Genomic DNA, 26,525 nt, shown 5'->3' on the forward strand with positions numbered 1-26,525 from the left:
TGTCCACTTAGGGTGCGCCGTCACCGACAGGAGATCACCCAAAACGGGGATCCGGTCGACGCTCCGAGAGGGAGGAGTGCGTCATGAGGGGGAAGATCTCACTTTTGTGGGTCGCAGCGCTGCTCGCGTGCAACGGCACGGGCGGCCCGGAACGCGGCGCACTGGAATCGACCGATTTCGCCGTGGTGAACGAGGCGGGGGGCGACGTGTTCCCGCCCCCGACCGGCTCCCAGGCGGCGCCCGCCGCCGGGTTCGACGGGACGAACCACCTCGTCGTCTGGTCGGATGCCCGCGGCGGCACGGGCCAGGACCTGTACGGCGCCCAGGTGAGCAAGGCCGGCGTCGTGCTCGGCTCCTCCCCGATCGTCATCTCCGCGGCGCCCGGCGATCAGGTCTCCGCGGCCGTGGCCTTCGACGGAACGAACTACCTCGTCGTGTGGCAGGACTCGCGCGGCTCCACGGGACGCGACATCTACGGCGCCCGCGTGACGCCCGACGGCACGGTCCTCGATCCGGGCGGGATCCCGATCAGCACCGCGCTCGAGCACCAGGTCGAGCCCGCGGTGGCGTTCGACGGGACGAGCTACCTCGTGGTCTGGGAGGATCGCCGGAGCGGCTTCGCCGACGTGCGCGGCGCGCGCGTGAGCCCGAACGGAACGGTCCTCGCGGCGGATCTCCTGATCTCCGGGGCGACCGGGCACCAGACGCAGCCCGCCGTCGCGTGCGCGACCGGCGGGTGTCTCGTCGCCTGGCGCGATGGACGAGCGGGTGGACCCGACGTGTACGGCGCGCGGGTGGCGGGGACGAGCGTGCTCGAGCCCGCCGGCCTGCCGATCTCGCGGGCGGGGAGCAGCCAGGGACGCCCGGCCATCGCGTCGGACGGGACCGGGTACCTCGTGGTCTGGAACGACACGCGCTCGGGGACGAGCGACGTCTACGGCACGCGCGTCACCGCGGCCGGAGCGATCCTCGACGCGTCCGGCCTCGCGATCGCGACGGCAGCGGATGCGCAGCAGTCGCCGGACGCCCAGTTCGAGGGCGCCTACTACGTCGTCGCCTGGCACGACCGGCGGAGCGGCGTCGCGTTCGACCTGTACGCGGCACGCGTCACGGGCGCGGGCGCGGTCGTCGATCCCTCCGGGTTCCTCGTCGCCAGCGGCACGGGCGGGGTCACGACCTCGGTCGCCTCCGACGGCGCGGGACAGGTGCTCGTCGCGTTCGACGCCCTCCAGACGCTCGGCGACCTCACCACCGTCACGCGCGTCCGGACCCAGGCGATCACGGTCCGCGCGGAGCTCACCGCGTCGCTCATCGGGAACGGCTCGGGCTCCGTCGTCTCCGAGCCGGCGGGCGTCGACTGCGGCGCGACCTGCGCCGCGATGTTTGACGCGCCCACGGTGGTGACGCTCACGCCCACCGCGGCCCCCGGCTCGACGTTCGTCGGCTGGTCCGGCGCCTGTGCCGAGGCGGGCCTCGGACCCTGCACGCTCACGGTGGACGAGTCTCGCCTCGCGATCGCGAAGTTCTCGCCGCTCTACGCGCTCACGGTGACGCGCGCGGGCGCGGGGACCGGGGACGTCGCGTCGGATCCGGCGGGGATCGTCTGCGGCGCGACCTGCGCCGCGGACCTCGTCGAGGGGACGGTCGTGACGCTCTCCGCCAGCCCGAGCGCGACGTCCGTGTTCGCCGGCTGGTCCGGCGCCTGCTCGGGCATGGGGACCTGCGTCGTCGCGATGAACGCGGCGCAGGCGGTCACCGCGACGTTCGTCCCGGCCTACAAGCTCTCGGTGTCCAACATCGGCGGCGCGACCGGCACGGTGAGCGGCGGCGCCACCGGGCCCGTGGGGGCGGGCACCATCGCGTGCACCACCGGCTCCACCGCGGGCTGCAGCGCGCTCGTCGCGAGCGGTGACTCCGTCACGCTGCACGCCGCGCCCGGCGACGGCGCCGTGTTCAAGGGGTGGAGCGGCGCGTGCACCGGCCTCGGCGACTGCACGCTCGCGATGAGCGCCGCCAAGACCGTCACGGCGAGCTTCCAGCCCTCGACCTACACGGTGAAGGTGGGCAGCTCCGGCGGCGGAGTCGGCACGATCACCGGCGAGGGCATCTCCTGCACGACCGGGTCGACGACGGGCTGCACCGCCGTCGTGGCCAACACGACCCCGTACCAGGTGCTGACCCTGACCGCGACGCCCGACGCGAGCTCGCTCTTCAAGAGCTGGAGCGGATGCACGAGCTCCTCCGGGAACACCTGCTCGGTCACGGTCTCCTCCGCGAAGACGGTGAGCGCCGTCATCCAGCCGAGCACGTACCCCCTCACGGTGACGACGTCGGGCACGAGCGCCGGCGGCACGGTCACGGGGCCGGGGATCGGCTGCACGACGGGCTCGACGGCGGGCTGCTCGGCCACCGTAGGGAACGGCGACACCGTGATCCTCACGGCCGCGCCGGACGCGACGTCGGTGTTCAAGCGCTGGAGCGGGTGCACCTCCTCGGACGGCGCGACCTGCACCATCACCATGACGAGCGCCAAGACAGCCACCGCCTACTTCGAGCCCGCCCAGTACAAGCTGACGGCGACGACGTCGGGCGTGAGCTCCGGCGGCACGATCACGGGGGCCGGCCTCTCCTGCACCACGGGGTCCCCGGACGGCTGCTCCGCGATGATCGCGAACGGCGCCACGGTGACGCTCACCGCGACCGCCGACGCGGCCTCGGTGTTCAAGCGCTGGAGCGGGTGCACCTCCTCGGACGGCGCGACCTGCACCGTCACCATGACGGGCGCCAAGACCGCCACCGCCTACTTCGAGCCCGCCCAGTACAAGCTCTCGGTGTCGATCTCCGGCCTCTCCGGCTCGAGCGGCTCCGTCAGCGGGCCCGGCGTGAGCTGCCTGCCCGGCGCGACCGAGGGGTGCTCGACGATGGTCGCGAACGGCGCGACCGTCACGCTCCTCGCCGAGCCCGCCCCCGGCTCGATCTTCAAGAGCTGGACGAACTGCACGTCCGTGGACGGCGCGACCTGCACCGTCGCCATGACGAGCGCCAAGACGGTCACCGCGACGTTCCAGCCGAGCGAGTACCCGCTCACGGTGTCCATCTCCGCCGCCTCGGGAGCGAGCGGCTCGGTCAGCGGCCCGGGCATCAGCTGCGCCTCGGGCGCGACGGCGGGTTGCTCCACCTCCGTCGCGAACGGCGCGACCGTCACGCTCCTCGCCGAGCCCGCCCCCGGCTCGATCTTCAAGAGCTGGACGAACTGCACGTCCGTGGACGGCGCGACCTGCACCGTCGCCATGACGAGCGCCAAGACGGTCACCGCGACGTTCCAGCCGAGCGAGTACCCGCTCACCGTCTCCATCTCCGGCGTCTCGGGGGCGAGTGGCTCGGTCGCCGGCCCCGGCATCGGCTGCACGCCGGGCGCGACGACGGGCTGCTCCACCTCCGTGGCGAACGGCGCGACCGTCACGCTCGTCGCGGAGCCCGCCCCCGGGTCGCTCTTCAAGAGCTGGGCGAACTGCACGTCCGTGAGCGGCACGAGCTGCACCGTCACCATGACGGGCGCGAAGACGGTCACGGCGACGTTCATGCCGAGCGAGTACGCGCTCACCGTCTCCATCACCGGCGTCTACGGTGCGAGCGGGACCGTGAGCGGCCCCGGGATCTCCTGCGCCCCGGGCGCGACGACGGGCTGCTCCGCCTCCGTGGCGAACGGCGCGACCGTCACGCTCCTCGCCGAGCCCGCCCCGGGCTCGATCTTCAAGAGCTGGGCGAACTGCACGTCCGCGGACGGCGCGACCTGCACCGTCACCATGACGAGCGCGAAGACGGTCACCGCGACGTTCCAGCCGGCGACGTACGCGCTCACCGTCTCGACCACCGGGCTCGGCCACGGCACCGTCAGCGGGCCGGGCATCGCGTGCTCGACCGGCTCGGCGAGCGGCTGCACCGCGGCGATCGACAACGGCGCGACCGTGACGCTCGACGCCACGCCCAGCTCGACCTGCGACACGTTCAGCGGCTGGTCGGGCGGAGGGTGCACCGGGACGGGAGCGTGCACCGTCACGATGACGTCGGCGAAGACGGTGACGGCCTCCTTCGGGAGCACCGGCGCAACGCTCTGCTACCCAGTGACGCAGCCCTGACGGCGCGGGCGGGGCCGGTCCGCTGACCGCCCCGCCCCCCGGCATCACGACGGCGTCCACCGCGCGGGCCTCCGGGCCCGCGCGTTCTTTTTTGCTCTCCGGCGCCGCCGCCTCCGCGGCCAGGATCGGGCGCGGAGCCGGGTCCGAATCCGCTCGCGACGCGGCGCGTCGCCTGCTGGCTCCCAACTGGCTGCCTCCAGCCGTGCAGCCCACCCCTCCCCTCCCCCCTGGGGCGTTTCGGCGCACCCCACAACCTGTAAAGGTTTCCTCTCCACCTGGGTTCCACGCCGGAGGCCGGATGCCCGAGGAGACGATCCTCGAGACGCGCGACCTCGTGAAGGAGTTCGCCGGCTTCGTCGCCGTGAACGGGGTCTCGCTGCGCGTGGCGCGGGGCAGCATCCACGCGCTCATCGGCCCGAACGGCGCGGGCAAGACGACGGTCTTCAACCTCCTCACCCGGTTCCTGCCGGCGACGCGCGGGGCGATCCTCTTCAATGGCGAGGACGTGACGCACGCGCGCCCCGCCGACGTGGCGCGGCGCGGCATCGTCCGCTCGTTCCAGATGTCGGCGGTGTTCCCGGCGCTCACCGCGCTCGAGAACGTGCGGATCGCGCTGCAGCGTCCGCTCGGCACCTCCTTCCACTTCTGGCGCTCGGAGCGGACGCTCCAGGCGCTCGACGCGCGCGCGGTCGAGCTCCTCGCGGCGGTCGGGCTCGAGGCGGACAGGGACACCGTCGCGGTCGAGCTGCCCTACGGGCGCAAGCGCGCGCTCGAGCTCGCGACGACGCTCGCGCTCGATCCGGAGCTGCTCCTCCTCGACGAGCCGACCCAGGGGATGGGCCACGAGGACGTCGGGCGGGTGGTCGCGCTCATCCGCCACGTCGCGGCGGGGCGGACGGTGCTGCTCGTCGAGCATAACCTGTCGGTCGTCCAGGACCTCGCGCGACGGGTGACGGTCCTCGCGCGCGGCGCGGTGCTCGCGGAGGGGAGCTACGACGAGGTCTCGCGCGATCCCGCCGTGCTCGAGGCGTACATCGGAGCGCCCGCGTGACCGAGCCCGCCCGCCCCGAGCTCCTGCGCGTCGCAGGGCTCCACGCGTTCTACGGTGAGTCGCACGTGCTGCACGGGGTCGACTTCGCCGTGAGCGCGGGCGAGCTCGTCACCCTCCTCGGCAGGAACGGCTCGGGCCGCACGACGACGCTCAAGGCCATCCTCGGGCTCGTGGGACGGCGCACGGGGTCGATCGTGGTGAGCGGTCACGAGACCATCGGGCTCCCGACGCACCGCATCGTCCAGCTCGGCCTCGGCTTCTGCCCGGAGGAGCGCGGCATCTTCGCGAGCCTCACCGCGGAGGAGAACCTGACGCTCCCGCCGGTCGTCCGCTCGGGCGGCATGTCGCTCGAGGAGATCTACGAGATGTTCCCGAACCTCCGGGAGCGCCGGAAGAGCCCCGGCTCGCGGCTCTCCGGCGGCGAGCAGCAGATGCTCGCGATGGCCCGGATCCTCCGCACCGGCGCGCGTTTGCTCCTCCTCGACGAGATCACCGAGGGGCTCGCGCCGGTCATCGTCCAGGCACTCGGGCGCGCCGTCCGCGCGCTCCGCGACCGCGGGTTCACGGTGATCCTGGTCGAGCAGAACTTCCGCTTCGTCGCGCCGCTCGCCGACCGCCACGTGCTGCTCGAGCGCGGGCGCGTGGTGGACACGATCGCCCGGGACGAGCTCCCGGGGAGGATGGAGTCGCTGCAACGCTTCCTGGGCGTCTAGCGCCGCCCACCACGAAGGAGCGCACATGAGCCGGATTCCTCGAGTCGCCTGCTGTCTCGCCGCGCTGCTCGCGGCGCCCACCCTCGCCGCCGACAAGGTCTCGGACGGCGTCGTCAAGATCGGCGTCCTCACCGACATGACGGGCTACTACTCCGACCTCGCCGGCCCGGGCTCCGTCCTCGCCGCGCGGATGGCGGTCGAGGACTTCGGCGGCAAGGTCCTCGGCAAGCCCATCCAGCTCGTGTCCGCCGATCACCAGCTCAAGGCGGACGTCGCGTCCAACACCGCCCGCAAGTGGTTCGACCAGGAGCAGGTGGACGTCATCGCAGACCTCGTCTCGTCGTCGACCGCGGGCGCCGTCATGCCGGTCGCCGCGGAGAAGAAGCGCATCACGCTGCTCTCCGGACCGGGCACGACCGCGTTCACGGGCGAGAAGTGCACCGCCTACAACGTGCACTGGACGTACAACAACTGGGCGCTCGCGAACGGCACGGGCCGCGAGGTCGTGCGCCAGGGCGGGGACACCTGGTTCTTCGTCACGGCCGACTACATCTTCGGCCGCTCGCTCGAGGAGGACACCTCGAAGGTGGTGAAGGCCGCGGGAGGCAAGGTCCTCGGCTTCGCGCGCCACCCCTCCCCCGGCACGACCGACTTCTCGAGCTACCTGCTCCAGGCGCAGTCGTCCGGCGCGAAGATCGTCGGGCTCGCGAACGCGGGCGCCGACACCGTGAACTGCATCAAGCAGGCGAACGAGTTCGGCGTCACTCCCAAGCAGAGCCTCGCGGGCCTGCTCGTCTTCATCACCGACGTCCACAGCCTCGGGCTCGACACCGCGAAGGGCATGTACCTCACCACCGCGTTCTACTGGGACCTGAACGACGACACGCGCAAGTGGTCGCAGCGCTTCTTCGAGAAGCACAAGAAGATGCCGACGATGGTCCAGGCCGGCGTGTACTCGTCGATCATGCACTACCTGAAGGCGGTGCAGGCGGCCGGGACGGACGACGCGGACGCGGTGATGGCGAAGATGAAGGCGACGCCGGTGAACGACTTCTTCGCGAAGAACGCGCGCATCGGGCCGGACGGGCTGCTCCGCCACGACATGTACCTCGCCCGCGTGAAGGCGCCGGGCGCTTCCAAGAAGCCCTGGGACTACTACGAGATCGTGAAGACGATCCCAGCCGCCGAGGCGTTCCCGACCGTCGAGCAGCAGGCCTGCCCGCTCGCGAAGAAGTAGCCCCCCGATGCAGGCGCTCTTCGGGCAGCTCCTCGTCGGCCTCATCAACGGGTCGTTCTACGCGCTCCTCTCCCTGGGGCTCGCGATCATCTTCGGGCTGCTCAACGTCGTGAACTTCGCCCACGGCGCGCAGTACATGATGGGCGCCTTCGCCGCCTGGATGGCGGCGACGTACCTCGGGATCGGCTACTTCTGGGCGCTGCTGCTCGTGCCCGCGGCGATGGGTCTCGTCGGCGTCGCCGTGGAGCGGCTGCTCCTGCGGAGGCTGTACGGGCTCGACAACCTGTACGGCCTCCTCCTCACCTTCGGGCTCACCCTCATCGCCGAGGGCCTGTTCCACCAGGCCTACGGGAACTCCGGGAGCACCTACCCCGTGCCCGCCGCGCTGCGCGGCGGCGTGAACCTCGGGTTCATGTACCTGCCGATCTACCGCGCGTGGGTGGTGGTCGTGTCGGTCGTCGTGTGCACGGCGAGCTGGTTCGTCATCGAGCGGACCAAGCTCGGCGCGTACCTGCGGGCCGGGACGGAGAACCCGAGGTTGCTGCAGGCGTTCGGCGTGAACGTCCCGCTCATGTTCACGATCACCTACGGCTTCGGCGTCGCCCTCGCGGCGTTCGCCGGCGTGATGGCGGCGCCCGTGTACCAGGTGACCCCGCTCATGGGCAGCTCGCTCATCATGGTCGTGTTCGCCGTGGTCGTCATCGGCGGGATGGGCTCCATCGCCGGCTCGATCTTCACCGGCCTCGGCATCGGCCTCGTGGAGGGGCTCACGCGCTACCTGTACCCGGAGGCCTCGAGCGTCGTCGTGTTCGTCGTGATGGCGCTCGTCCTGCTCGTCCGCCCCGCCGGGCTCTTCGGGAGGCAGCGGTGAGCGCGCCCGCGCTGCGGCGCCTCGCGTGGGCGGCGATGGTGCTCCTCGGCCTCGCCGCGCCTTACCTCGTCTACCCGGTGTTCGCGATGAACGTGCTCTGCCTCGCGCTGTTCGCGAGCGCGTTCAACCTCCTGCTCGGCTACGCCGGGCTCCTCTCCTTCGGCCACGCGGCGTTCCTCGGCGCCGCGGCCTACGTCACCGGGATCACGCTGCGCACGTGGGGGCTGCCGACGGAGCTCGGCGTCCTCGCGGGCACCGCGGTCGCGACGCTGCTCGGGCTCGTGTTCGGCGCGCTCGCGATCCGCCGCTCCGGCATCTACTTCGCGATGATCACCCTCGGCTTCGCGCAGCTCGTCTACTTCCTCGTGGTCCAGCTGCCCTGGACCGGCGGCGAGGACGGGCTCCAGGGCATCCCGCGCGGGAAGGCGCTCGGCCTCCTCGCGCTCGACGGGCCGGTCACGACGTACTACTTCGTCTACGTCGCGTTCCTCGCCGGCTTCTGGCTCATCCAGCGGGCCATCCACTCGCCCTTCGGGCACGTGCTCCGCGCCATCCGCGAGAACGAGCCGCGGGCGCTGTCGCTCGGCTACGACGTCGCGCACTACAAGCTGCTCGCGTTCGTCCTCTCGGCCGCCCTCTCGGGCCTCGCCGGCTCGCTCAAGGCGGTCGTGCTCCAGTTCGCGTCGCTCTCGGACGTCCACTGGCACCGCTCCGGCGAGGTCGTGCTCATGACGCTGCTCGGCGGCATGGGGACGGTGCTGGGGCCGTCGGTCGGCGCGCTGCTCGTCGTCACCCTCGAGAACTACCTCGCCGACGTGGGGTCCTGGGTGACGGTCATCACCGGCGCGGTGTTCGTCGCGTGCGTCCTCGCGTTCCGGCGCGGCATCGTCGGCGAGGTGCGCGCGCTCGTGCGCCGCTCGTTCATCGGAGGGAAGCCATGACGGAGGGGCTCGCGGGGCGCGTCGCGGTCGTCACCGGGGCGGCCAGCGGCATCGGGCTCGAGATCGCGACGCAGCTCGCGCGGGCGGGCGCGCGCGTGACGCTCGCGGACCTGAACGGCCCCGCCGCCGCCGCGGCGGCGGGCGCGCTCGCGGAAGGCGGCCTCGCCGCGCGCGGCGTCGCCTGCGACGTGACGAGCGAGGCGGAGGTGCGCGCGGTCCTCGACGAGGTGGTGGCCGAGGACGGCCGCCTCGACGTGCTCGTGAACAACGCGGGGCTGCAGCACGTCGCCCCCATCGACGAGTTCCCGACGGAGCGGTTCGAGATGCTCCTCCGCGTCATGCTCGTCGCGCCGTTCCTCGCGACGAAGCACGCCTTCCCCGCGATGAAGCGCCAGGCCTTCGGCCGGATCCTCAACGTCGCGTCGATCAACGGCCTCGTCGGCTTCGCCGGGAAGTGCGCCTACAACAGCGCGAAGCACGGCCTCATCGGGCTCACCAAGGTGGCGGCGCTGGAGGGCGCGCAGCACGGCATCACCGTGAACGCCCTCTGCCCGGGCTACGTCGAGACGCCGCTCGTCCGGAACCAGCTCGCGGATCTCGCGCGCACGCGCCGCGTGCCGCTCGAGCGCGTCTTCGAGGAGGTCATCTATCCCCTCGTCCCGCTGCGCCGCCTCCTCACGCCGGCGGAGGTCGCCGCCTACGCCCTGTTCCTCGCGAGCGACGCCGCCGGCGGCATCACCGGCGCCGCCGCGGTCATCGACGGAGGGTACACGGCGCAGTAGCGAGGCTCCGCGCGCCGTGCCGCGGGTCAGCGCGTGTGCACCGTCACGAGCGCGGAGAGGCCCGCGCGGAGCGAGAGATCCGGCGGCGGCCCGACCCAGGCGATCCGCACCGGCACGCGCTCGACCACCTTGACGAAGTTGCCCGAGGCGTTGTCCGGCGGGAGGAGCGCGAAGCGCGCGCCGGTGCCGCCGGAGACGCTCTCGACGCGCCCCTCGATCGTGCGCCCGGAGTAGGCGTCGATCTCGACGTCCACCCGCTGCCCGGGGCGGATCGCGCCGGTCTGCGTCTCCTTGAAGTTCGCGACGACGTAGGTCCGGTCCGGCACGAGCTGCCCGAGCACCTGGCCGGGCGCCACGATCTGGCCGACGCGCGCCCCGAGCCGGGTCACGGCGCCGTCCGCCGGCGCGCGCACCTCCGTGTAGCCGAGCTGGAGCTTCGCCAGCGCGAGCGCGGCCTCCGCGCTCTGCACGCGCGCGTGGGCGAGCTCGGCGTTGGCGAGCGCCGCGGCGTACTGGGCGCGGTTCGCGCCGGCGCCCGCGCGCGCGGTCTCGCTCGACACGCGGGTCGTGTCGTACTGGCTCGCCGCGATGGCCTCGCCCTTCTTGAGCTCGTCGGCCCGCCGGAGGTCCGCGAGCGCCTTCTCCGCCTCGGCCTCGGCGCGCGTCACCGTCGCGCGCGCGGCGCCGATCTGCGCGTCGGCGGCCCGAGCCTGGGCGCGCGCGGTCGCGACCTCCGCCTCGGCCTGCCGGACGCGCAGCTCGTAGTCGGCCGTGTCGAGCCGCAGGATGGGCTGTCCTGCCTTCACCGGCGCGTTCTCCTCGACGAGCACCTCGGCGATCGGGCCGCCGACGCGCGCCGCCACCGCGACCACGTCGGCCTCGACCTGCGCGTCGTCCGTCACCTCCTCGCCCCGGTGCAGGTACTCCCAGGCGGCGAAGGCGCCGAGGAGCAGGAGCGCCAGCGCGGCGCCGCCGCCCATGATCAGCCGGCGCCGCGACCGTGCCGGGGCGGGCGCGGGTGGAGGCGCCGCCGGGAGCGGCCGGACTTCGTGGAGCTTCGGATCGGTGGGGGTCATCTTCACATCTCCATCTCGACGTGGACCGGCTCGCCGGGGCCACGCTTGGCCTTGAGGAAGAAGAGCAGCGGCAGGACGCACAGAAAGAGGAGCCCCGTGAGGAGGAGCACCTTCTCGAAGGCGAGCACCATCGCCTGCCGCCTGACGATGCCGTCGAGGGCGCGGAGCGCCGCCTCGTGGGCCGCGACCGCATCGAACCCGCGCTGCTGGAACCCCGCCGCGAGCTGCGCGAGGCGGCCCTGCACCTCCGGCCGTTCGATCGTGAGGTGGCTCGCGACGGCTGCGCGCGCGTGGACGCCGTAGCGGGAGAGCAGGGTCGCGAACACCGCGAGGCCCACCGAGGCGCCCACCTGGCGGAGGAGCGAGTTCAGGCCCGTCGCGTCGGCGAGCCGCATGCGCGGGACGTTCGACAGCGCGACGGTGGTGAGGGGCACGAACAGGAAGCTGAAGCCCACGCCCTGGACCAGGATCGCGTGGGTGATGCCGGCCGCGGAGGTCGCGAGCGTCACGTGCGACACGGCGAAGGCGCCGTAGGCGACGAGGAGCACCCCGACCCCGATGAGGAGCCGCGCCGACACCCTGCCGTAGAGCCGCCCCACGATCGGCGTCACCGCCATCATGACGAGCACGCGCGGCATGAGCGCGAGCCCCGACTGCATGGCGGTGAACCCGAGCAGCTCCTGCATGAAGAGCGGCAGGAGGAACATGCTCGCCATGAGGATCGAGAACATCACCGCGCCGACGAGCGTCCCGGAGGTGAAGACCGGGTCCTTGAAGAGCCGGAGGTTCACGGCCGGCGCGCGGGCGGTGAGCTCGCGCCACACGAACAGCGCGAGGCCGACGACCGCCACGGCCGCGGCGGCGACGATGAGACGGGACTGGAACCAGTCCTCCTGCTGCCCCTCCTCGAGGAAGAACTGCAGGGCGGCGAGGCCGACGGCGAGGAGCGCGATCCCGAGCCAGTCGAGGTTGCGACGCTGGTCGGCCGCCGCGGCGGCGTTCGCGGCGCGGATGTCCTCCGGCTCCTGGACGAACTGCCAGACCATGAACAGGCCGAGCGCGCCGACCGGCAGGTTGATGAAGAAGATCCACGACCAGTGATAGTTGTCGACGATGTAGCCGCCGAGCGTCGGGCCGATCGCGGGTCCGACCATCACGGCCATCCCGAAGAGCGCCATCGCCATGCCCTGCTCCTTCGGCGGGAAGGTCTGGCGCAGGATGGCCTGCTCGGTGGGCTGCAGCGCTCCCGCTCCGAACCCCTGGAGCGCGCGGAAGAGGACGAGCTCCGGGAGGCTCGAGGCGACGCCGCACAGCGCGGAGCCGGCGAGGAAGAGCACGAGGCTCGCCATGTACACGCGCTTCTGCCCGAAGAGCCGGCCGAGGAACGCGGTGAGCGGCATCACGATCACCGTCGCGATCACGAAGCCGGTCGTGATCCAGGTGATCTCCTGGACCGTGGCGCCGACGGCGCCGCGGATCTGCGGCAGCGCGACGTTCACGATCGACGAGTCGATCGCGCCCATGAGCGTCCCGAAAGTCACCGAGACGGTCACGAGCCACTTGTTCGGCACCGGCCTCGCGCCGGCGAGCGGCGCGGAGAGCGTCGTGGCGCTCACCGGTGCGCCCCCCTGAGGAAGAGCTCGAGCAGCGCTCCGGAGGCGCGCTCGAACGGCGCGTCGTCCTGGATGGAGCGGGTGAGCACGATCCGGACCATGCCCACGAACGCGAGGGCGAACACGCCGGCCTCGTCCTTCCGGAGCTCTCCCGTCGCGATCCCTCGGCGGACGACCGCGTCCACCCGCGCGGTGAGCTCGTCGCCGAGCCGTGCCGGCCGGGCGCGGGCGGGCCCCTCGCCCGCCTGCACGAGCACGGTGAGGAAAGGACCGTGCGCCCGCGCGTGCTCGGTGATGGCCTCGAGGTAGGCGCGGAGCTGCGCCGCCACGGGCTCGCCCTTCGCCGCCGCGAGCGCCGCGTCGACCCGCGCGAGGAGCCGCTCGCGCCGCGAGCGTGCGAGCGCCCCGAGGAGCGCCTCGCGATCCGAGAAGTGGTTGTAGACGGTGCCCACCGCGACGCCTGCCCGCGCCGCGATGCGCTCCATGCGCGCGGCGTGCAGCCCCTCCCCCGCGAACTCGTGCTCCGCCGCCTCGAGGATGGCGCGGTTGGTCTCCTCGCGGAGGCGATCGCGCAGGCGGGGCTGGGCTGAGGAGCGGGTCATTCGATGAATCTCCATTCAACTTATGAACGCCACTTAATGCTATTTGTCGCACCCGTCAACGGGCGTGCGCCCTGGGCCGCGCGGCCGGGCGCCGCGAGCGCTGGAACCCATGGACCGGCGCACGCCCCCTCCGGGCGCGAGGGGGCCCCCGAGCCGGGGAGAATCGCCCCGCCCCTCGCGCGCACCGTCCCCCTTCTCCCCGACGCGGCGCGCTCGCGCTTGCCCGCCCCTGCTCGATCGGCCGCAACCCACTCGGCCGGCTTCTCCGTGACGTGCCGGCGAAGGCGGCACATCTTACGCTCGGTCACCATGCCACCCGCCGATCCTCGACCCCCTGCCCCGCCGCCGCGCTCGCGGCGCTGGGCGCGCGCGCGTGTCGTCCGCGCGGTCGCCCGCGTCGCCTGGATGGACGTCGTCGCCTTCCTGGGGGCGAGCGCCGCGATGCTCCCGATCCTCCGCCGCCGGCGCCCGCTCGGCCGCGAGCTACGTCCGGGCGACGCGGTCGCCCCGACGCCCACCGATCGCCGCGCCTCGCAGGCCTGAGCCCGGAATGCGCATCGGCATCGTCACCGAGTACTACTACCCCAGCATCGGCGGCGTTCAGGAGCACGTCCACCACTTCGCCCGCGAGGCGCGCCGCCTCGGGCACGTCGCCCGGATCGTCACGAGCGAGATGCCGGATCTCGCGGCCAGCGGCGGTGCCGGCAGCCCCGGGGTCGCAGAGGCGCCGGACGTGCTGCGCGTCGGGCGGAGCGTCCCGATGTACCTGAACGGCGGGTTCGGGCGCGTCTCCGTGGGCTACGGCCTCTCCCGCACGGTGCGCGAGACGCTGGAGCGCGAGCGGTTCGACGTCGTGCACGTGCACTGCCCGCTCACCCCGGTCCTCCCCTGGCTCGCGATCCACCACGCGCGCTGCCCCGTGGTCGGGACCTTCCACACGAACTTCCACCCCGGGCGCGCCTGGTCGCTCACCCAGCTCTGGCAGCGCCGCTACCTCGAGCGGCTCGACGCGGCCGTGGCGGTGTCCCACGCGGCGGCGGGACCGTACGAGCAGCGGCTGCGCGCCACGTTCCGCATCATCCCGAACGGCGTGGACACTGAGCGCTTCGGCTCGGGCCAGCGGCTCGCGCGCTTCGACGACGGGCGCCTCAACGTGCTCTGGGTCGGCCGGCTCGAGCCACGCAACGGCCTCGACGTCATGCTCGAGGCCTTCGCGCTCCTGCGCCGGGAGGTGTCCGCGCGGCTCCTCGTCGTCGGCGACGGGCCGCTTCGCCCCCGCTACGAGGACCTGGTCCCGCCCGAGCTCCGCGACGACGTGGTGTTCGCCGGCGTCTCCCGGGACGACCGGCCCGACTGGTACGCGACCGCCGACGTCTACTGCGCGCCCACCCGCATCGCGTCGTTCGGCGTGACGCTCCTCGAGGCGATGAGCGCGGGGAAGCCGGTCCTCGCGTCGGACATCGCGGGCTTCCGCGAGGTGATGCAGCACGAGCGCGAGGGTGAGCTCCTCCCGCCGGCCGACCCGGCGGCGTGGGCACGCGCGCTCGCGCGGCTCGCCGCGGACCGGGACCTCGCCGCCGCGTACGGCGCGCGCGGCAAGCTCACCGCGACGCGCTACGCCTGGCCGCGCGTGGCGCGCCAGGTGCTCGAGCTGTATCGCGCGGTCGGGGCCGGCTAGGATCTGCTGGGGATCCATGCCGCTCCGCAAGCAGGCCCTCCTCGCGCTCGCCCTCGCCGCGCTCGTCGCGCTCCTGGCCGCGGCCGCGCTCCTCGCCGCGCGGGGCAGCCCCGTCGCGGGGATCGCCCTCGCGGCGGTCACCCTCGCGATCGCCGTGGCCGCCGCCGACGCGCTCTGGCCGGCGTTCGATCCGGGCGGGACGAGCCTGCGCGCCGGTCGCCGCGACCGGGCCGAGGTCGCCCTCACCTTCGACGACGGGCCGGGGCCCGACACGGCCGCGGTGCTCGACGCGCTCGACCGCGCCGGAGTGAAGGCCACCTTCTTCGTGCTCGGCCGCGCCGCCGAGGCGGCCCCGGAGCTCGTGCGCGAGGCGGCGCGCCGCGGGCACCTCGTCGCGCAGCACGGCCACGGCCACGAGAAGCTCCACCTCGCCGGGCCGGCCACCCTCGCGGCGGAGATCGACCGCGGCGCGGCTGCCATCCGCGCGGCGGGGGTCGAGCCGGCGCCGTTCTTCCGCGCGCCGCACGGCTTCAAGTCGGCGCTGCTCCGCCGCGCCCTGCGGCGGCGCGGCCTCGTGCTCGCCGCGTGGACGCGCGGCGTGTGGGACACCGAGCGACCGGGCGCCGCCGCGATCGCGGAGCGCGCCTGCGCGCGCATGCGAGGCGGCGAGATCCTCCTCCTCCACGACGGCGCGGGCGAGGTGGCCGGCGAGCGCGAGCCGGCGCCGGAGCGCCGCCGGGAGCAGACGGCGGAGGCGATCCCCGAGATCGTCCGCCGCTGGCGCGCAGCGGGCTTCCGGTTCGTGACGCTCGACCGGCTCGAGCGGCCCCCGCGCGCCGCAGGCGGCGGCGTCGCCGCGCGGCTCGGCGGGCTCGCCGTCCTGACCCTCCTCATCACGCTCGGGCTGCGCCACGCCGACGTCCGCGGCGTCGCGCGCGCGCTCGCCGGCGCGGACCCGGCGCTGCTCCTCGCGGCGGCGCTCGCGAACGTCGCCGGGCTCGCCGCGCAGGCGCTGCGCTGGCACGTCCTCGTCCGCCCCGTGGCGCCCCGCGCGACGTACGGCGCGAGCTTCCGCGCGCTCGTCGGCGGCTACGCGCTCGGGCTCGTGCTGCCGGCGCGCGCCGCCGACCCCGCCCGCGCGCACCTGCACGCCCGTGCGAGCGGGAGCCCCACCGCGACGCTCCTCGCCACCGTCGGCCTCGATCACCTCACCGCGTCGTTCGCGTTCCTCGGCGGCCTGGGCCTCTTCGGGCTGTTCGCGCCGTTGCCGGGCTGGGCGCGCTCGGCCGCCTGGTCCACCCTGGCCGTCGCGACCGCCGCCGCCGCCCTCGCCGCGCTCCTGGCGCGGCGCGAGGCGGCGGCCGCGCACGCGGGGTGGCTCGCGCGGACCTGGGCGCGCCTCAGGGGCGGGCTCACCGCGGCGGGCGACCCGCGCGTCGTCGCGAGGTCGCTCGCCGCCGCGCTCGTCGGCTGGGCGGCGGAGACGCTCGTCGCGCTCCTCTGCCTCCCCGCGCTCCACATGCCCGCCTCGGTCACCGTGGCCGTGCTCATGGTGGTCGCGACGACGCTCTCCGCCGCGGTCTCGGTCTCGCCTGGAAACGCCGGCGTCTTCGAGCTCGCCGCCGTCGTCGCCCTCGAGGCGCTCGGGGTCGACCGGGAGCTCGCCCTCGCGTACGCGCTCGGCTTCCACGCCGTGCACGTCGTCCCGGTCGCGCTGCTCGGGGTGGCGTTCGCCGCCCGCGGCGGGACGCGCGCCCTCACCGGCGCGGCGGCGGGTGCTCCGCCGGACCAGGCCCGCTGAGTGAGAGAGAGAGCGGCGAGGTGGAGGCCTCGCCCCTCCCGCGCCCGCCTCACGCGTGCGCGCTCGCCTCTCCCGGCCCCGCCGCTCGCGCCGCCCGCCGCGCGCGGACGGGCTCGTGCACCCGGGCGAGCTCGGCGAGCGCGAACGCCCCGCACGCCATCACCGCGTCGCGCGCGGCCACGTCGAGGAATGCGCCCGTCGCGATGACGTTCAGCGCGATCGCGGCGAGCCACGCCATCGCGACGAAGCCGAAGATCCGCGCGAACCCGAGCAGGATCGCCGCCCCGACCACGATCTCCACGATCCCCGCGGCGCGCAGGAACAGCTCGGGGCGGACCGGCAGGAGCCGGACCGCGAGCGGGCTCAAGTACATCCTCCAGTCGGTGAGCAGGTTCGTGAACTTGTCGAGCCCGGCGACGATCGGCACGACGCCAAAGGCCACCCGCAGCACCCGGTACGCCATCACGGTGTTCCTCTCCATGACTCCCTCCTCGTGCAATCCGATGCGCGCCGGCGGCGCGAGGTTACGTTTGCCTGAAAGGGAGGCCGTCATGGAGCACGGCACCGTCCTCGCGCAGGTCCCGCCGGCCGCGGGCTCCGCGCTTCCCGACCTCGAGCTCGTGCGGCGCGTCCAGGCCGGAGAGCGCGCGCTGTTCGAGCTGCTCATCCGCCGTCACAACCCGCGCGTCTACCGCGCGATCCGCGCGCTCCTCCGCGACGAGGCGGAGGTGGAGGACGCGATGCAGCAGACCTACCTCCTCGCGTTCGCGCGGCTCGGCGAGTTCGCCGGCGCGGCGGCGTTCTCGACGTGGCTCACCCGGATCGCCCTCAACGAGGCGCTCGGGCGGCTGCGCCGGAGCGGCAAGGTGGAGCGGCTCGACGCTCCCGAGGCGGAGGACGAGGCGCCCGGACCGCCCGATCGCTCTCCGGAGGATCGGGCCGCGGCGGGCGAGGCGATGGCGTTCCTGCAGCGCGCCCTCGATCGCCTCCCGCCCGCCCATCGCGTGGTCTTCATGCTGCGCGAAGTGGAGGAGCTCTCCACCGCGGAGGCGGCGGAGGCGCTCGGCATCTCCGCCGTCCTCGTGAAGGTCCGCCTCCATCGCGCGCGCCGCGCGCTCCGCGAGGTGCTCGCCGCCGCGAGCGGCCAGGCGTACGCCGAGGCGTTCCCGTTCCTCGCGCCACGCTGCGACCGGATCGTCGCCGCGGTCATGCCCCGCGTGACCGAGCCGCGCTCATAAGGGTCGAGCGGTAACCGCGCCGCGCCTCCCACGTCGATCGGTGCTGGAGGTCGTATGCGAAGCATGACGACGAGGTGGGGGGCGCTGCTCGCGGCGGTGGTCGCGTGTGGCGGCGGAGGGTCGTCCAGCGACTCGGGCAGCGGGACGACCCCGGCGATGACGCCGGGGACGACGCCCACCGTGAACCCGACGGCGCAGAACGAGATCACGATCCAGGGCATGGCGTTCAGCCCGCTGAAGCTGGAGGTGGCGCCGGGCGCCACCGTCACGGTGCGGAACCTCGACGGCATTCCGCACTCGGTCACGAGCGAGAGCACGGCGGGCGCGTTCCGCCCGGGCGCGGCGAGCGGGGTCTCGTTCGACACGGGGCAGTTCACGGGCCAGCGGACGTTCACGATCCCCGCGAACGCGCCCCTCGGCGCGACGATCCCCTACTACTGCTCGGTCCACCTCGGCACGATGGCGACGCCGAACGGCGAGATCGTGGTCACCGCCACGCCCGGCTCGACGACCACCGGCACGCCCACGACTCCGACGACGCCGGCGACTCCGTCGACGCCCACGATGCCGACGCCCACGCCCTCGGGCCCGTACTGAGCCCGGGCGGCGGGGAGCGCCCGGCGGGCCCGCCGCCCGCCCGCCTGGCGCGCCTTGTCCCGCGCAGGGCGGCGGCGTAGCCTCGCGCCTCCATGCGCCGCCGCCTTGCCGCCGCGCTGCTCGCGGCCAGCCTGCTCCCCCGATCCGCGGCCGGCGACCCGGAGCGCACGATCGTGGTGGGGGCGGATCGCGACTACCCGCCGTACGAGTTCCTCGACGCCCAGGGGCGTCCCGCCGGCTACAACGTGGAGCTCACCCGCGCCATCGCGGAGGTGATGGGCCTGCGGGTCGAGTTCCGGTTCGGGAACTGGGCGGAGATCCGAGCGGCGCTCGAGGCGGGCCAGATCGACGCGCTGGAGGGCATCTCCTTCTCCGAGGCGCGCGCCGCCACCCTCGACTTCGCCCCGCCGCACGCGATCGTCCAGCACGCCCTCTTCGCGCGGAAGGGCACGCCGGCGGTCACCTCGCTCGACGCCCTCCGCGGCAAGGAGGTCATCGTCTTCGGCGGCGGGATCATGGACGAGGAGCTCACGCGCCGCGGGATGGGCGCCGCGCTCGTCCGGACCGGCACCCCCGCCGACGCGATGCGGCTCCTCGCCTCCGGCCGCCACGACTACGTCGCGCTCGCGCTCCTCCCCGGCGTGTACCTCGAGCGCGAGCTCGGGCTCTCGAACGTGGAGCCGGTCGTCCGCGAGGTCGCGAGCGAGCCCTACGGCTACGCGGTTCGGAAGGGCAACGCGGCGCTCCTCGCCCGCCTCGACGAGGGGCTCGCGATCCTCAAGAAGACCGGCCGCTACGACGCGATCCACCAGCGCTGGCTGGGGGTGCTCGAGCCGCGGGGCCTCAGCTGGGAGGCGGCCCTGCGCTGGGCGGCGCTCGTGCTGGCGCCGCTCCTCGCCGTCCTCGGGGCGGTGCTCCTCTGGTCGCGCGCGCTCTCGCGGCAGGTGGCGCAGCGGACCGCCTCGCTCGCGGCGGAGGTGAAGGAGCGCCAGCGCGCGATGGAGGAGCTGCGGCGGCACCAGGCCGAGCTCCTGCAGGCGGACAAGCTCGCGGCGCTGGGGGTCCTCGTCTCGGGCGTCGCCCACGAGATCAACAACCCGACCGGCCTCATCCTGCTCGACACGACCACCGTGCGCGCGGCGCTCCTCGACGCCCTCGACGCCCTCGACGCGCGCGGCGGCACGGAGGGGCTGGCGCTCGCGGGGCTCCCCTACGCGAGGATGCGCGAGGAGCTCCCGCTCCTCCTCGACGAGATGGCCCAGAGCGGGCGGCGGATCCAGCGCATCGTCGAGGACCTCAAGGACTTCGCGCGGCGCGACGACGCCCCGCCGCTCGCCCGCGTGGATCTGAACGAGGTCGCGCGGGCCGCGGCCCGGCTCGCCGGCGCGGCGCTGCGGAGGGCGACCGCGCGCTTCGAGCTCGAGCTCGCGCCGGCGCTGCCGGCCGTGCTCGGGAGCGGGCAACGCATCGAGCAGGTGGTGGTGAACCTGCTCGTGAACGCCTGCGAGGCCCTGCCCGCGCCGGGCCGCGGCGTGCGGCTCACCACGCGGCGAGAGGACGGGCGCGTCGTGCTCGAGGTGCGGGACGAGGGCGTCGGCATCGCGGCCGAGCACCTCGCGCGCGTCGAGGAGCCCTTCTTCACGACGAAGCGCGCCCGGGGCGGGACGGGGCTCGGCCTCTCGGTCTCGGCGAGCATCGTGAAGGAGCACGGCGGCACGCTCGCGCTCACCTCCACCCCGGGCGCGGGCACGACCGCCACCCTCGCCCTCCCGGCCGCGCCGGAGGCGGCGGCCGCATGAGCGATCCGGGCTCCCCCGCGTTCGGCATCCTGCTCGTGGACGACGAGCCGGCCTGGCTGCGCGCCATGAGCCTCACCCTCGAGCGCACCGCCGGCATCCGCCGCGTCGTCACCTGCCAGGATCCGCGGCGCGTGCTCCAGATCCTGGACGGCGACGACATCGGCGTCGTGCTCCTCGACCTCACGATGCCGCACCTCTCGGGCGAGGAGCTGCTGCCGCGGATCGCCGCGGAGCACCCCGAGGTGGCCGTCATCGTCGTCTCCGGCCTGAACCAGGTCGAGACCGCCGTCCGGTGCATGAAGCTCGGCGCGTTCGACTATCACGTGAAGACCGAGGAGGAGGACCGGCTCGTCGCGGGCGTGCTGCGCGCGCTGCGCATGCAGGAGCTCCAGCGCGAGAACGTCGAGGTCGCGACGCGGCTCCTGTCCGGCGAGCTCCGCCACCCGGAGGCGTTCGCCGGGATCGTGACGCGCGATCCCACCATGCGGACGCTCTTCTCCTACGTGGAGGCGGTGGCGAGGAGCGCGCAGCCGCTGCTCGTCACGGGCGAGAGCGGGGTGGGCAAGGAGCTCGTCGCGCGGGCCGCCCACGCGGTCTCCGGCTGCCCCGGGAAGCTCGTCGCCGTGAACGTCGCGGGGCTCGACGACGCCGTGTTCGCCGACACGCTCTTCGGGCACGTGCGCGGCGCCTTCACCGGCGCGGACCAGCCGCGGCGCGGCATGGTGGAGGAGGCGGCCGACGGGACCCTGTTCCTCGACGAGATCGGCGATCTCTCGATGGCGTCGCAGGTGAAGCTCCTGCGCTTCCTGCAGGACGGCGAGTTCTTCCCGCTCGGGAGCGACCGCCCGCGGAGGGTGAAGGCGCGCGTCATCGCCGCCACCCACCAGGACCTCGCCGCGAAGGAGCGGGCCGGCAGCTTCCGGCGCGACCTCTTCTACCGGCTCCGCACCCACCGCGTCCGGGTGCCGCCCCTGCGCGAGCGGAAGGACGACCTGCCGCTGCTCCTCGACCACTTCCTCGGAGAGGCCGCCCGCGCGCTCGGCAAGAAGAAGCCGACCCCGCCCCGCCAGCTCCCGCTGCTCCTCGCGACGCACGACTTCCCCGGCAACGTGCGCGAGCTGCGCGCGATGGTGTTCGACGCGGTCACGCTCCACGTGGATCGCGTGCTGTCGATGGACGCGTTCGTGGAGGCGATCGGGCGCGTCGCGGACGGTGGCCGCGCCGACCCGGAGGCCGACGCGAACCCGTTCGCCGGCGCGGAGCGGCTGCCCACGTTCGACGAGGCGCTCGAGCTCCTCGCGCGCGAGGCGATGACGCGCGCCGGCGGGAACCAGACGCTCGCGGCGCGCCTCATCGGCCTCTCGCAGCCGGCGCTCTCGAAGCGCCTCAAGGCCTGGCGCCGGTAGCTCCGGCCGCGAAGGGCCATTCCCTCCGGAATGGTCATGCCTCGCGGAATGACCGCTCGCGCGCGCTGCGGATCCTGCGTGCCTGCGCGCCGGCGCGCGGTCTCCCTCACGCACCGATGACGATCGGAATGCCCCTTCGTGCCGGCCCGCCCGGTCCGATGGGTCGTGGCACGCGCCCCGGCGTGCATTTTTTCGACTTCCGCCGGATCGGCGCGCCCGGGCACATCGCGTGCTGTGGACGAGCGCGCTCCCGTCCTCGCGGCGCGGCGCGACGGCGGCGCGGCGCCGCCAGGAGGAGGCTCACGTGAAGCGTCTCGCTCGCAGCCTTTACCTGCAGGTCCTCGTCGCGGTGGCGCTCGGCGCCCTCGTCGGCCACCTCGCCCCGGCGACGGGCGCGTCGCTGAAGCCGCTCGGCGACGCGTTCATCAAGCTCGTGAAGATGCTCATCGCGCCCATCGTGTTCACGACGGTGGTGACGGGCATCGCGAAGATGGGCGACCTGCGCAAGGTCGGCCGCGTGGGGCTGAAGGGGCTGCTCTACTTCGAGGGGCTCACGACGCTCGCGCTCGCCATCGGGCTGGTCGTCGCCCGCCTCGCCCAGCCCGGCGCCGGCATGGACGTGAACCCGGCCACCCTCGACGCCAAGGCGGTCGCGACCTACACCGCCGGCGCCCAGCAGCACGGGACGGTCGACTTCATCCTGAACGTCATCCCGAAGGACGTCGCCGATGCGTTCGCGAAGGGCGACATCCTCCAGGTCCTGCTCTTCTCGATCCTGTTCGGCATCGCGCTCGCCGGGCTGCGGGAGACGGGGAAGCCCGTCCTCGACTTCATCGACGTCCTCGCCTCGGTGCTCTTCAAGATCGTCGGGATGGTGATGCGGCTCGCGCCCATCGGCGCGTTCGGCGCGATGGCGTTCACGGTCGGGAAGTACGGCGTGGACACGCTCCTCAGCCTCGGCAAGCTCATCGCCTGCTTCTACGCGACGAGCACGCTGTTCGTCGTCGTCGTCCTCGGCCTCGTGATGCGGAGCTGCGGGCTCGGCATCCTGCGGTTCCTCCGCTACATCAAGGAGGAGATCTTCGTGGTGCTCGGGACGTCCTCGTCCGAGTCCGCGCTCCCGCTCATGATGCGGAAGATGGAGCGGCTCGGCTGCTCGAAGCCGGTCGTCGGCCTCGTCGTGCCGATGGGCTACTCCTTCAACCTCGACGGGACGTCCATCTACCTCACGCTCGCGACGCTGTTCATCGCCCAGGCGACGAACACGCACGTCTCGCTCGGGCAGGAGCTCGAGATCCTGGCGGTGCTGCTCCTCACCTCGAAGGGCGCCGCGGCGGTCACCGGCGGCGGCTTCATCACCCTCGCCGCGACGCTCTCCGCGGTCGGAAACATCCCCGTGGCGGGCCTCGCGCTCCTCCTCGGCATCGACCGCTTCATGTCGGAGGCGCGCGCCATCACGAACCTCATCGGGAATGGCGTCGCGTCGGTGGCGGTTTCCCGCTGGGAGGGCGAGCTCGATCTCGCCCGGGCGCGCGCGGTCCTCGCGGGCGCCGATCCCGGAGACGCCGCGGAGCCGACGCCGACGCCGGCGCCGCTCCTCGAGGACGTCCCGCTCACCGCGGCCGAGGGTTAGCTCGCCCGCGCATTCGCTCCAGGAGGCTTCATGAAGCAGCTCATCTCGATCCTCTCGCGGCTGTGGAACGGCCTCTGCGAGGCCGACCGCCGCACCGCGCTCCGCAGCACGCCGGAAGTCCCCCGCAAGTAGCGACGCGGAGATCCCGGCGCGGACGCCGGCGGTGGCCTCCCTCCGGCCGCCGCCGGCGTTCGCCTTTCCCCTCCCCCGCGACGCCCCTCCCGCGACGGCGCCCGCGCCCGGCCGGCGATACACTGTGGGCAATGGATCGCGGCGCCCGGTGGCACGAGCGGCTCGGCGCGGCGGCGGCGAACGTCCACCGCTGGCTCAGGGCGCGCGAGCTCGTCACGCTCCTCCTCGTCGCGGCGCTCGCGGGCGGCGTCCTCGCGTTCCTAGAGATCGCCGACGCGGTGCAGGAGAACCAGACCCGCGCGATCGACGAGGAGATCCTCCTCGCCATGCGCACGCCCGGGGATCCTTCCGATCCCCTCGGGCCGGAGTGGGTCGAGGAGGTCGGTCGCGACCTCACCGCGCTCGGCGGCGTACCGGTGATCACGCTCGTCACCTCCGCGGTGGCCGCCACGCTCTGGCTCGCGGGACGGCGCCGCTCCGCGACCCTGCTCGTCGTCGCGGTGGTGGGCGGGGCGCTCCTCTCGTTCGCGCTGAAGCGGGGCTTCGACCGGCCCCGCCCCGAGCTCGTGCCGCACGGGACCACGGTCTACACGTCGAGCTTCCCGAGCGGCCACTCGATGCTCTCCGCCGTCGCCTACCTGACGCTCGGGGCGCTCGTCGCGCGCGTGCTGCCGCAACGGCGGCAGAAGGCGTTCGTCATCGGCTGGGCGCTGCTCTTCACCGGCCTCATCGGCGTGAGCCGCGTCTATCTCGGCGTGCACTGGCCGTCGGACGTCCTCGCCGGCTGGACCGTGGGCGCGAGCTGGGCGGTCGCGTGCTGGCTCGCGGCGGACTACCTCGACCGTCGCGCCAGGCGACGGAGCGGGCGCACGGGTTAGCTCCCTCCCGGTCCGTGGCGAGGTGGCATCCACACCCACCGGGGTGAGCCAGCGCCAGGTGTGCGGCGACTTCACGCGCCCGCCCGCGCCCCTCCTCGTCCAACCCCGCGAGCCCAGGGGCACTTCGCGGGCGCCCGGCGCTGGTCCGCGCCGTGCACAGATGAGAGCTCGCCCGGCGCCCCTTTCCCCGGACGACTGCTCGGAGGTGTTCCATGAGACCCGGCCGCCTCGCCTCGATCGCCACCCTCACCGCCCTCCTCTCGACCGCCTGCGTGACGACCTCGACGACCTCCACGACCTGGGGCGAGGGCTCCGCCCAGGAGTGGGAGCGCGTCGGCTACGTCGCCTCGATCCGCGAGACCGTGGAGCGGCAGCAGGGAAACCCGGGCGCCGGCGCGGTGGCGGGCGCGATCATCGGCGGCATCCTCGGCAGCGCGATGGGCGGCCACACGCACTACGACCGCTGGGGCTACGCGCACAGCCAGGGGAGCGGCGCCGGCGCGGTCGCAGGCGCCGTCGGCGGAGCCGTGGTCGGCGCGGCCGCGAGCCAGGGCGGCGCCGAGCGGCGCACGTACGAGGTCTTCGTCCGGTTCGACGACGGCGGGACGGAGACGTTCGTCTACGACCAGCCGTTCGACTTCCGCGTCGGCGACGAGGTCCGGCAGACGCCGCGCGGCCTCGAGTGGAGGCGTTAGCGAGCTCGCGCGCCGCGCGTGAAGAAGGTCCGCACGACACCCGGGCCATCCGGCTCCGAGTGCGCGAGGCACCCGACGGCGAGCGCACGCTCGACGAGGGGGCCGGGAACGAACGGCGTCACGAGCTCGAACACGTCGCCCGACGCGAGCACGGCGAGCTCCTGCATGATCTCCTGCACCGGGTGCGCGCCGGCCGCCAGCATGGGCCGTGCGTCCAGCCGGCGGGAGACCGGCGCGCCCTCGAGCCACGCCGGCCGGAGCTGAGCATCCGCCGCGGGCGCAGCGGCGGCGTGGGCATGCGCCGCCTCCGGCGCCGGGCCGCGGCCGTCGACCGCATGCGCGGGGCAGGCCTCGACGGGCCTGGCGGGTTCGGCGCCGGGGCGCGCCCCGGCCCAGGACAGGAGGCGCTGCTCGCCCTGGAGCGCCCGCTTCTCCGTGAGATCCTGCGTCAGCTCGAGGCAGCCCAGGTACGCGCCGGCCTCGTCGCGGAGCGCGCGGTACTCGATGTGGACGAACCGTCCGTGGAGCTGGATCCAGAAGGTGGCGCGGTCCTGCGTGCCGGCGCGGAAGCCGGCGAGGATCTCCTCGACCGTCCCGACCGACGCGGGCGGGTGGCAGAACTGGACCTTGCGACCGATGACGGCGCGGCTGCGCGAGAACACCCGGTCCTTGCCGTGGCTGAACCAGCGGACGCGATCCTCTGCGTCGACGAAGGTCGCGTCGAGCGGCAGCGCGCCGAGGATCGCCTCGAGCTCGGCGGGGGCGAGGCTCCCAGTGGGCAGCCTCACGCGCGCGCCGGCCGCGGGACCCTCGTCGATCCCGGCCGACTCCGGGCGCCAGCGCGCCTCGGGCTCGACGAGGCAGTAGCCGATCTCGTCGCTCTGCCTTGCGATCTCCCACCACTCGCGCTCGTCGAGGACGTCGAGCGACATGGGCAGCAGGATGTTTTCCTCCTTGTCCACCATGTCGCGGATCGCCCGCGCGAGGGGGCGCAGCGCGCCGCCCGCGATCGCGCGCGCCGCGGCGGGATCTCCGGCGGCCGACGCGAGCGCCGCGTGCGCGCCGCGCAGCAGCGCGCGCGTCTCGTCGTGCTTGCCCCACATGACCTGCGGCGGCCCGGTGATGCCGTGGCGCTCGAGGAACGGGAAGAGCAGGTGCTCCTTGCGCAGGTAGTGCTTCTCGACGTCGGTGAGCGCGTTCAAGCGCACGCGCGCCTGCAGGAGGTGCACGCCCGCGGCGCCCTCGGTCGCGACCGTCGCGAGCGCGTCGGCGGCGTGCTCGAGCGCGTGGACCTGCTTCGCGAGCGCCGCGTTCTCCTCGGAGAAGACGCGCGCGGGGTGGCCGGCCGGCGGCGTGCGCGCGCCGGAGAGATCGATGCCGCCCTGCAGCGCCGCCGAGTGGAGGTGGCAGAGCCGCGTCACCTCCTCGGGCCGGAGTCCCTCGGCGATGAGCTCCTGCTCCACCTCCACCACGAGCCCGTACGGCACCTGGCCGAGCAGCCGCTGGAGCTGCCGCTGCACCGCGTCCGGCGCCGCGCCGTCGTGAAGCTGCAGGATGAGGTGCTTCAGGAGGGCCTTCCGAGGGGGGGCGCCGGTTTCGATGAGCTCGCTCATGCGGAGAGGAAGAGCAAGGTCCTCGCCAGC

General features: G+C 73.8%; 22 protein-coding genes. 17 read left to right on the plus strand and 5 right to left on the minus strand.

What is annotated here, in order from left to right:
- The first annotated feature begins 83 nt into the window (after positions 1–83).
- The 7 genes from MNY62_RS00980 (at position 84) to MNY62_RS01010 (ending at position 9,734) form a co-directional block, all read left to right on the plus strand.
- The gene (locus MNY62_RS00980) at positions 84–4,139 is read left to right on the plus strand and encodes an InlB B-repeat-containing protein (RefSeq protein ID WP_242342219.1); all 4,056 of its coding nucleotides are present in this window, start codon (positions 84–86) and stop codon (positions 4,137–4,139) included.
- Positions 4,140–4,437: 298 nt separating this feature from the next.
- Positions 4,438–5,190: an ABC transporter ATP-binding protein gene (locus MNY62_RS00985; RefSeq protein ID WP_242342220.1), complete on the plus strand. Its 753-nt coding sequence runs from the start codon at positions 4,438–4,440 to the stop codon at positions 5,188–5,190.
- Entirely contained in the window at positions 5,187–5,903 is a 717-nt protein-coding gene (locus tag MNY62_RS00990; RefSeq protein ID WP_242342221.1) for an ABC transporter ATP-binding protein, read from the plus strand. The genes MNY62_RS00985 and MNY62_RS00990 overlap by 4 nt, the downstream gene beginning before the upstream one ends.
- Before the next feature lie 25 nt (positions 5,904–5,928).
- Positions 5,929–7,140 (plus strand): ABC transporter substrate-binding protein, encoded by a 1,212-nt coding sequence (locus MNY62_RS00995; RefSeq protein ID WP_242342222.1) that lies wholly within the window; start codon positions 5,929–5,931, stop codon positions 7,138–7,140.
- 7 nt (positions 7,141–7,147) lie between these two features.
- Entirely contained in the window at positions 7,148–8,011 is an 864-nt protein-coding gene (locus tag MNY62_RS01000) for a branched-chain amino acid ABC transporter permease (protein WP_242342223.1), read from the plus strand.
- Positions 8,008–8,952 (plus strand): branched-chain amino acid ABC transporter permease, encoded by a 945-nt coding sequence (locus tag MNY62_RS01005; protein WP_242342224.1) that lies wholly within the window; start codon positions 8,008–8,010, stop codon positions 8,950–8,952. Before MNY62_RS01000 ends, MNY62_RS01005 begins: the two co-directional genes overlap by 4 nt.
- Positions 8,949–9,734 carry a 3-hydroxybutyrate dehydrogenase gene (locus MNY62_RS01010; RefSeq protein WP_242342225.1) on the plus strand — a complete coding sequence of 262 codons (786 nt, stop codon included), beginning with the start codon at positions 8,949–8,951 and terminating at the stop codon, positions 9,732–9,734. Before MNY62_RS01005 ends, MNY62_RS01010 begins: the two co-directional genes overlap by 4 nt.
- Positions 9,735–9,760: 26 nt before the next feature.
- Here MNY62_RS01010 and MNY62_RS01015 read toward each other — a convergent pair whose 3' ends face one another.
- The 3 genes from MNY62_RS01015 to MNY62_RS01025 are packed head-to-tail and all read right to left on the minus strand — an operon-like array spanning position 9,761 to position 13,025.
- Positions 9,761–10,810, minus strand: coding sequence for an HlyD family secretion protein (locus MNY62_RS01015; protein ID WP_242342226.1), 1,050 nt, complete (start codon positions 10,808–10,810; stop codon positions 9,761–9,763).
- Between the two features lie 2 nt (positions 10,811–10,812).
- Positions 10,813–12,426 carry a DHA2 family efflux MFS transporter permease subunit gene (locus tag MNY62_RS01020; RefSeq protein WP_242342227.1) on the minus strand — a complete coding sequence of 538 codons (1,614 nt, stop codon included), beginning with the start codon at positions 12,424–12,426 and terminating at the stop codon, positions 10,813–10,815.
- Complete coding sequence (locus tag MNY62_RS01025) at positions 12,423–13,025, minus strand: TetR/AcrR family transcriptional regulator (RefSeq protein WP_242342228.1); 603 nt, start codon at positions 13,023–13,025, stop codon at positions 12,423–12,425. Before MNY62_RS01025 ends, MNY62_RS01020 begins: the two co-directional genes overlap by 4 nt.
- A gap of 309 nt (positions 13,026–13,334) precedes the next feature.
- Here MNY62_RS01025 and MNY62_RS01030 point away from each other — a divergent pair, with 309 nt between their 5' ends.
- Genes MNY62_RS01030 through MNY62_RS01040 form a run of 3 tightly spaced genes read left to right on the plus strand, consistent with a single transcriptional unit; the run spans position 13,335 to position 16,504 of the window.
- Positions 13,335–13,568 carry a hypothetical protein gene (locus MNY62_RS01030; protein WP_242342229.1) on the plus strand — a complete coding sequence of 78 codons (234 nt, stop codon included), beginning with the start codon at positions 13,335–13,337 and terminating at the stop codon, positions 13,566–13,568.
- A 7-nt stretch (positions 13,569–13,575) separates the two neighbouring features.
- Positions 13,576–14,703 carry a glycosyltransferase family 4 protein gene (locus MNY62_RS01035; protein ID WP_242342230.1) on the plus strand — a complete coding sequence of 376 codons (1,128 nt, stop codon included), beginning with the start codon at positions 13,576–13,578 and terminating at the stop codon, positions 14,701–14,703.
- Between the two features lie 16 nt (positions 14,704–14,719).
- Positions 14,720–16,504, plus strand: coding sequence for a lysylphosphatidylglycerol synthase domain-containing protein (locus MNY62_RS01040; RefSeq protein WP_242342231.1), 1,785 nt, complete (start codon positions 14,720–14,722; stop codon positions 16,502–16,504).
- 49 nt (positions 16,505–16,553) lie between these two features.
- On the opposite strand, the gene MNY62_RS01045 is transcribed toward MNY62_RS01040, so the two are convergent.
- Entirely contained in the window at positions 16,554–16,985 is a 432-nt protein-coding gene (locus tag MNY62_RS01045) for a DoxX family membrane protein (RefSeq protein ID WP_242342232.1), read from the minus strand.
- A 70-nt stretch (positions 16,986–17,055) separates the two neighbouring features.
- Here MNY62_RS01045 and MNY62_RS01050 point away from each other — a divergent pair, with 70 nt between their 5' ends.
- From MNY62_RS01050 to MNY62_RS01080, 7 genes are all read left to right on the plus strand, one after another.
- Positions 17,056–17,742, plus strand: coding sequence for an RNA polymerase sigma factor (locus tag MNY62_RS01050; RefSeq protein ID WP_242342233.1), 687 nt, complete (start codon positions 17,056–17,058; stop codon positions 17,740–17,742).
- Between the two features lie 63 nt (positions 17,743–17,805).
- The gene (locus MNY62_RS01055; RefSeq protein WP_242342234.1) at positions 17,806–18,339 is read left to right on the plus strand and encodes a cupredoxin domain-containing protein; all 534 of its coding nucleotides are present in this window, start codon (positions 17,806–17,808) and stop codon (positions 18,337–18,339) included.
- A 92-nt stretch (positions 18,340–18,431) separates the two neighbouring features.
- Complete coding sequence (locus tag MNY62_RS01060) at positions 18,432–20,138, plus strand: transporter substrate-binding domain-containing protein (protein ID WP_242342235.1); 1,707 nt, start codon at positions 18,432–18,434, stop codon at positions 20,136–20,138.
- Positions 20,135–21,544 carry a sigma-54-dependent transcriptional regulator gene (locus tag MNY62_RS01065; RefSeq protein ID WP_242342236.1) on the plus strand — a complete coding sequence of 470 codons (1,410 nt, stop codon included), beginning with the start codon at positions 20,135–20,137 and terminating at the stop codon, positions 21,542–21,544. Before MNY62_RS01060 ends, MNY62_RS01065 begins: the two co-directional genes overlap by 4 nt.
- A gap of 304 nt (positions 21,545–21,848) precedes the next feature.
- Positions 21,849–23,177, plus strand: a complete 1,329-nt coding sequence (locus MNY62_RS01070; protein WP_242342237.1) for a dicarboxylate/amino acid:cation symporter — start codon at positions 21,849–21,851, stop codon at positions 23,175–23,177.
- A gap of 263 nt (positions 23,178–23,440) precedes the next feature.
- Complete coding sequence (locus MNY62_RS01075; protein WP_242342238.1) at positions 23,441–24,187, plus strand: phosphatase PAP2 family protein; 747 nt, start codon at positions 23,441–23,443, stop codon at positions 24,185–24,187.
- A 212-nt stretch (positions 24,188–24,399) separates the two neighbouring features.
- On the plus strand, positions 24,400–24,882 hold the full coding sequence (locus MNY62_RS01080) for a hypothetical protein (RefSeq protein WP_242342239.1): 483 nt from the start codon (positions 24,400–24,402) through the stop codon (positions 24,880–24,882).
- Here MNY62_RS01080 and MNY62_RS01085 read toward each other — a convergent pair.
- Positions 24,879–26,495 carry a DUF438 domain-containing protein gene (locus MNY62_RS01085; protein WP_242342240.1) on the minus strand — a complete coding sequence of 539 codons (1,617 nt, stop codon included), beginning with the start codon at positions 26,493–26,495 and terminating at the stop codon, positions 24,879–24,881. The two genes, MNY62_RS01080 and MNY62_RS01085, sit on opposite strands and share 4 nt — an antisense overlap.
- Positions 26,496–26,525: the final 30 nt, after the last annotated feature.

Origin of the sequence: Anaeromyxobacter terrae, from assembly GCF_022690685.1 — a bacterium.
Taxonomy (GTDB): domain Bacteria; phylum Myxococcota; class Myxococcia; order Myxococcales; family Anaeromyxobacteraceae; genus Anaeromyxobacter; species Anaeromyxobacter terrae.

What these genes read in the sequence shown, in the direction of transcription:
- MNY62_RS00980 (WP_242342219.1), top strand. Translation starts at nt 84, where the DNA reads ATGAGGGGGAAGATCTCACTTTTGTGGGTCGCAGCGCTGCTCGCGTGC.
- MNY62_RS00985 (WP_242342220.1), top strand. Translation starts at nt 4,438, where the DNA reads ATGCCCGAGGAGACGATCCTCGAGACGCGCGACCTCGTGAAGGAGTTC.
- MNY62_RS00995 (WP_242342222.1), top strand. Translation starts at nt 5,929, where the DNA reads ATGAGCCGGATTCCTCGAGTCGCCTGCTGTCTCGCCGCGCTGCTCGCG.
- MNY62_RS01000 (WP_242342223.1), top strand. Translation starts at nt 7,148, where the DNA reads ATGCAGGCGCTCTTCGGGCAGCTCCTCGTCGGCCTCATCAACGGGTCG.
- MNY62_RS01010 (WP_242342225.1), top strand. Translation starts at nt 8,949, where the DNA reads ATGACGGAGGGGCTCGCGGGGCGCGTCGCGGTCGTCACCGGGGCGGCC.
- MNY62_RS01015 (WP_242342226.1), bottom strand. Translation starts at nt 10,810, where the DNA reads ATGACCCCCACCGATCCGAAGCTCCACGAAGTCCGGCCGCTCCCGGCG.
- MNY62_RS01025 (WP_242342228.1), bottom strand. Translation starts at nt 13,025, where the DNA reads ATGACCCGCTCCTCAGCCCAGCCCCGCCTGCGCGATCGCCTCCGCGAG.
- MNY62_RS01030 (WP_242342229.1), top strand. Translation starts at nt 13,335, where the DNA reads ATGCCACCCGCCGATCCTCGACCCCCTGCCCCGCCGCCGCGCTCGCGG.
- MNY62_RS01035 (WP_242342230.1), top strand. Translation starts at nt 13,576, where the DNA reads ATGCGCATCGGCATCGTCACCGAGTACTACTACCCCAGCATCGGCGGC.
- MNY62_RS01040 (WP_242342231.1), top strand. Translation starts at nt 14,720, where the DNA reads ATGCCGCTCCGCAAGCAGGCCCTCCTCGCGCTCGCCCTCGCCGCGCTC.
- MNY62_RS01045 (WP_242342232.1), bottom strand. Translation starts at nt 16,985, where the DNA reads ATGGAGAGGAACACCGTGATGGCGTACCGGGTGCTGCGGGTGGCCTTT.
- MNY62_RS01050 (WP_242342233.1), top strand. Translation starts at nt 17,056, where the DNA reads ATGGAGCACGGCACCGTCCTCGCGCAGGTCCCGCCGGCCGCGGGCTCC.
- MNY62_RS01055 (WP_242342234.1), top strand. Translation starts at nt 17,806, where the DNA reads ATGACGACGAGGTGGGGGGCGCTGCTCGCGGCGGTGGTCGCGTGTGGC.
- MNY62_RS01060 (WP_242342235.1), top strand. Translation starts at nt 18,432, where the DNA reads ATGCGCCGCCGCCTTGCCGCCGCGCTGCTCGCGGCCAGCCTGCTCCCC.
- MNY62_RS01065 (WP_242342236.1), top strand. Translation starts at nt 20,135, where the DNA reads ATGAGCGATCCGGGCTCCCCCGCGTTCGGCATCCTGCTCGTGGACGAC.
- MNY62_RS01075 (WP_242342238.1), top strand. Translation starts at nt 23,441, where the DNA reads ATGGATCGCGGCGCCCGGTGGCACGAGCGGCTCGGCGCGGCGGCGGCG.
- MNY62_RS01080 (WP_242342239.1), top strand. Translation starts at nt 24,400, where the DNA reads ATGAGACCCGGCCGCCTCGCCTCGATCGCCACCCTCACCGCCCTCCTC.
- MNY62_RS01085 (WP_242342240.1), bottom strand. Translation starts at nt 26,495, where the DNA reads ATGAGCGAGCTCATCGAAACCGGCGCCCCCCCTCGGAAGGCCCTCCTG.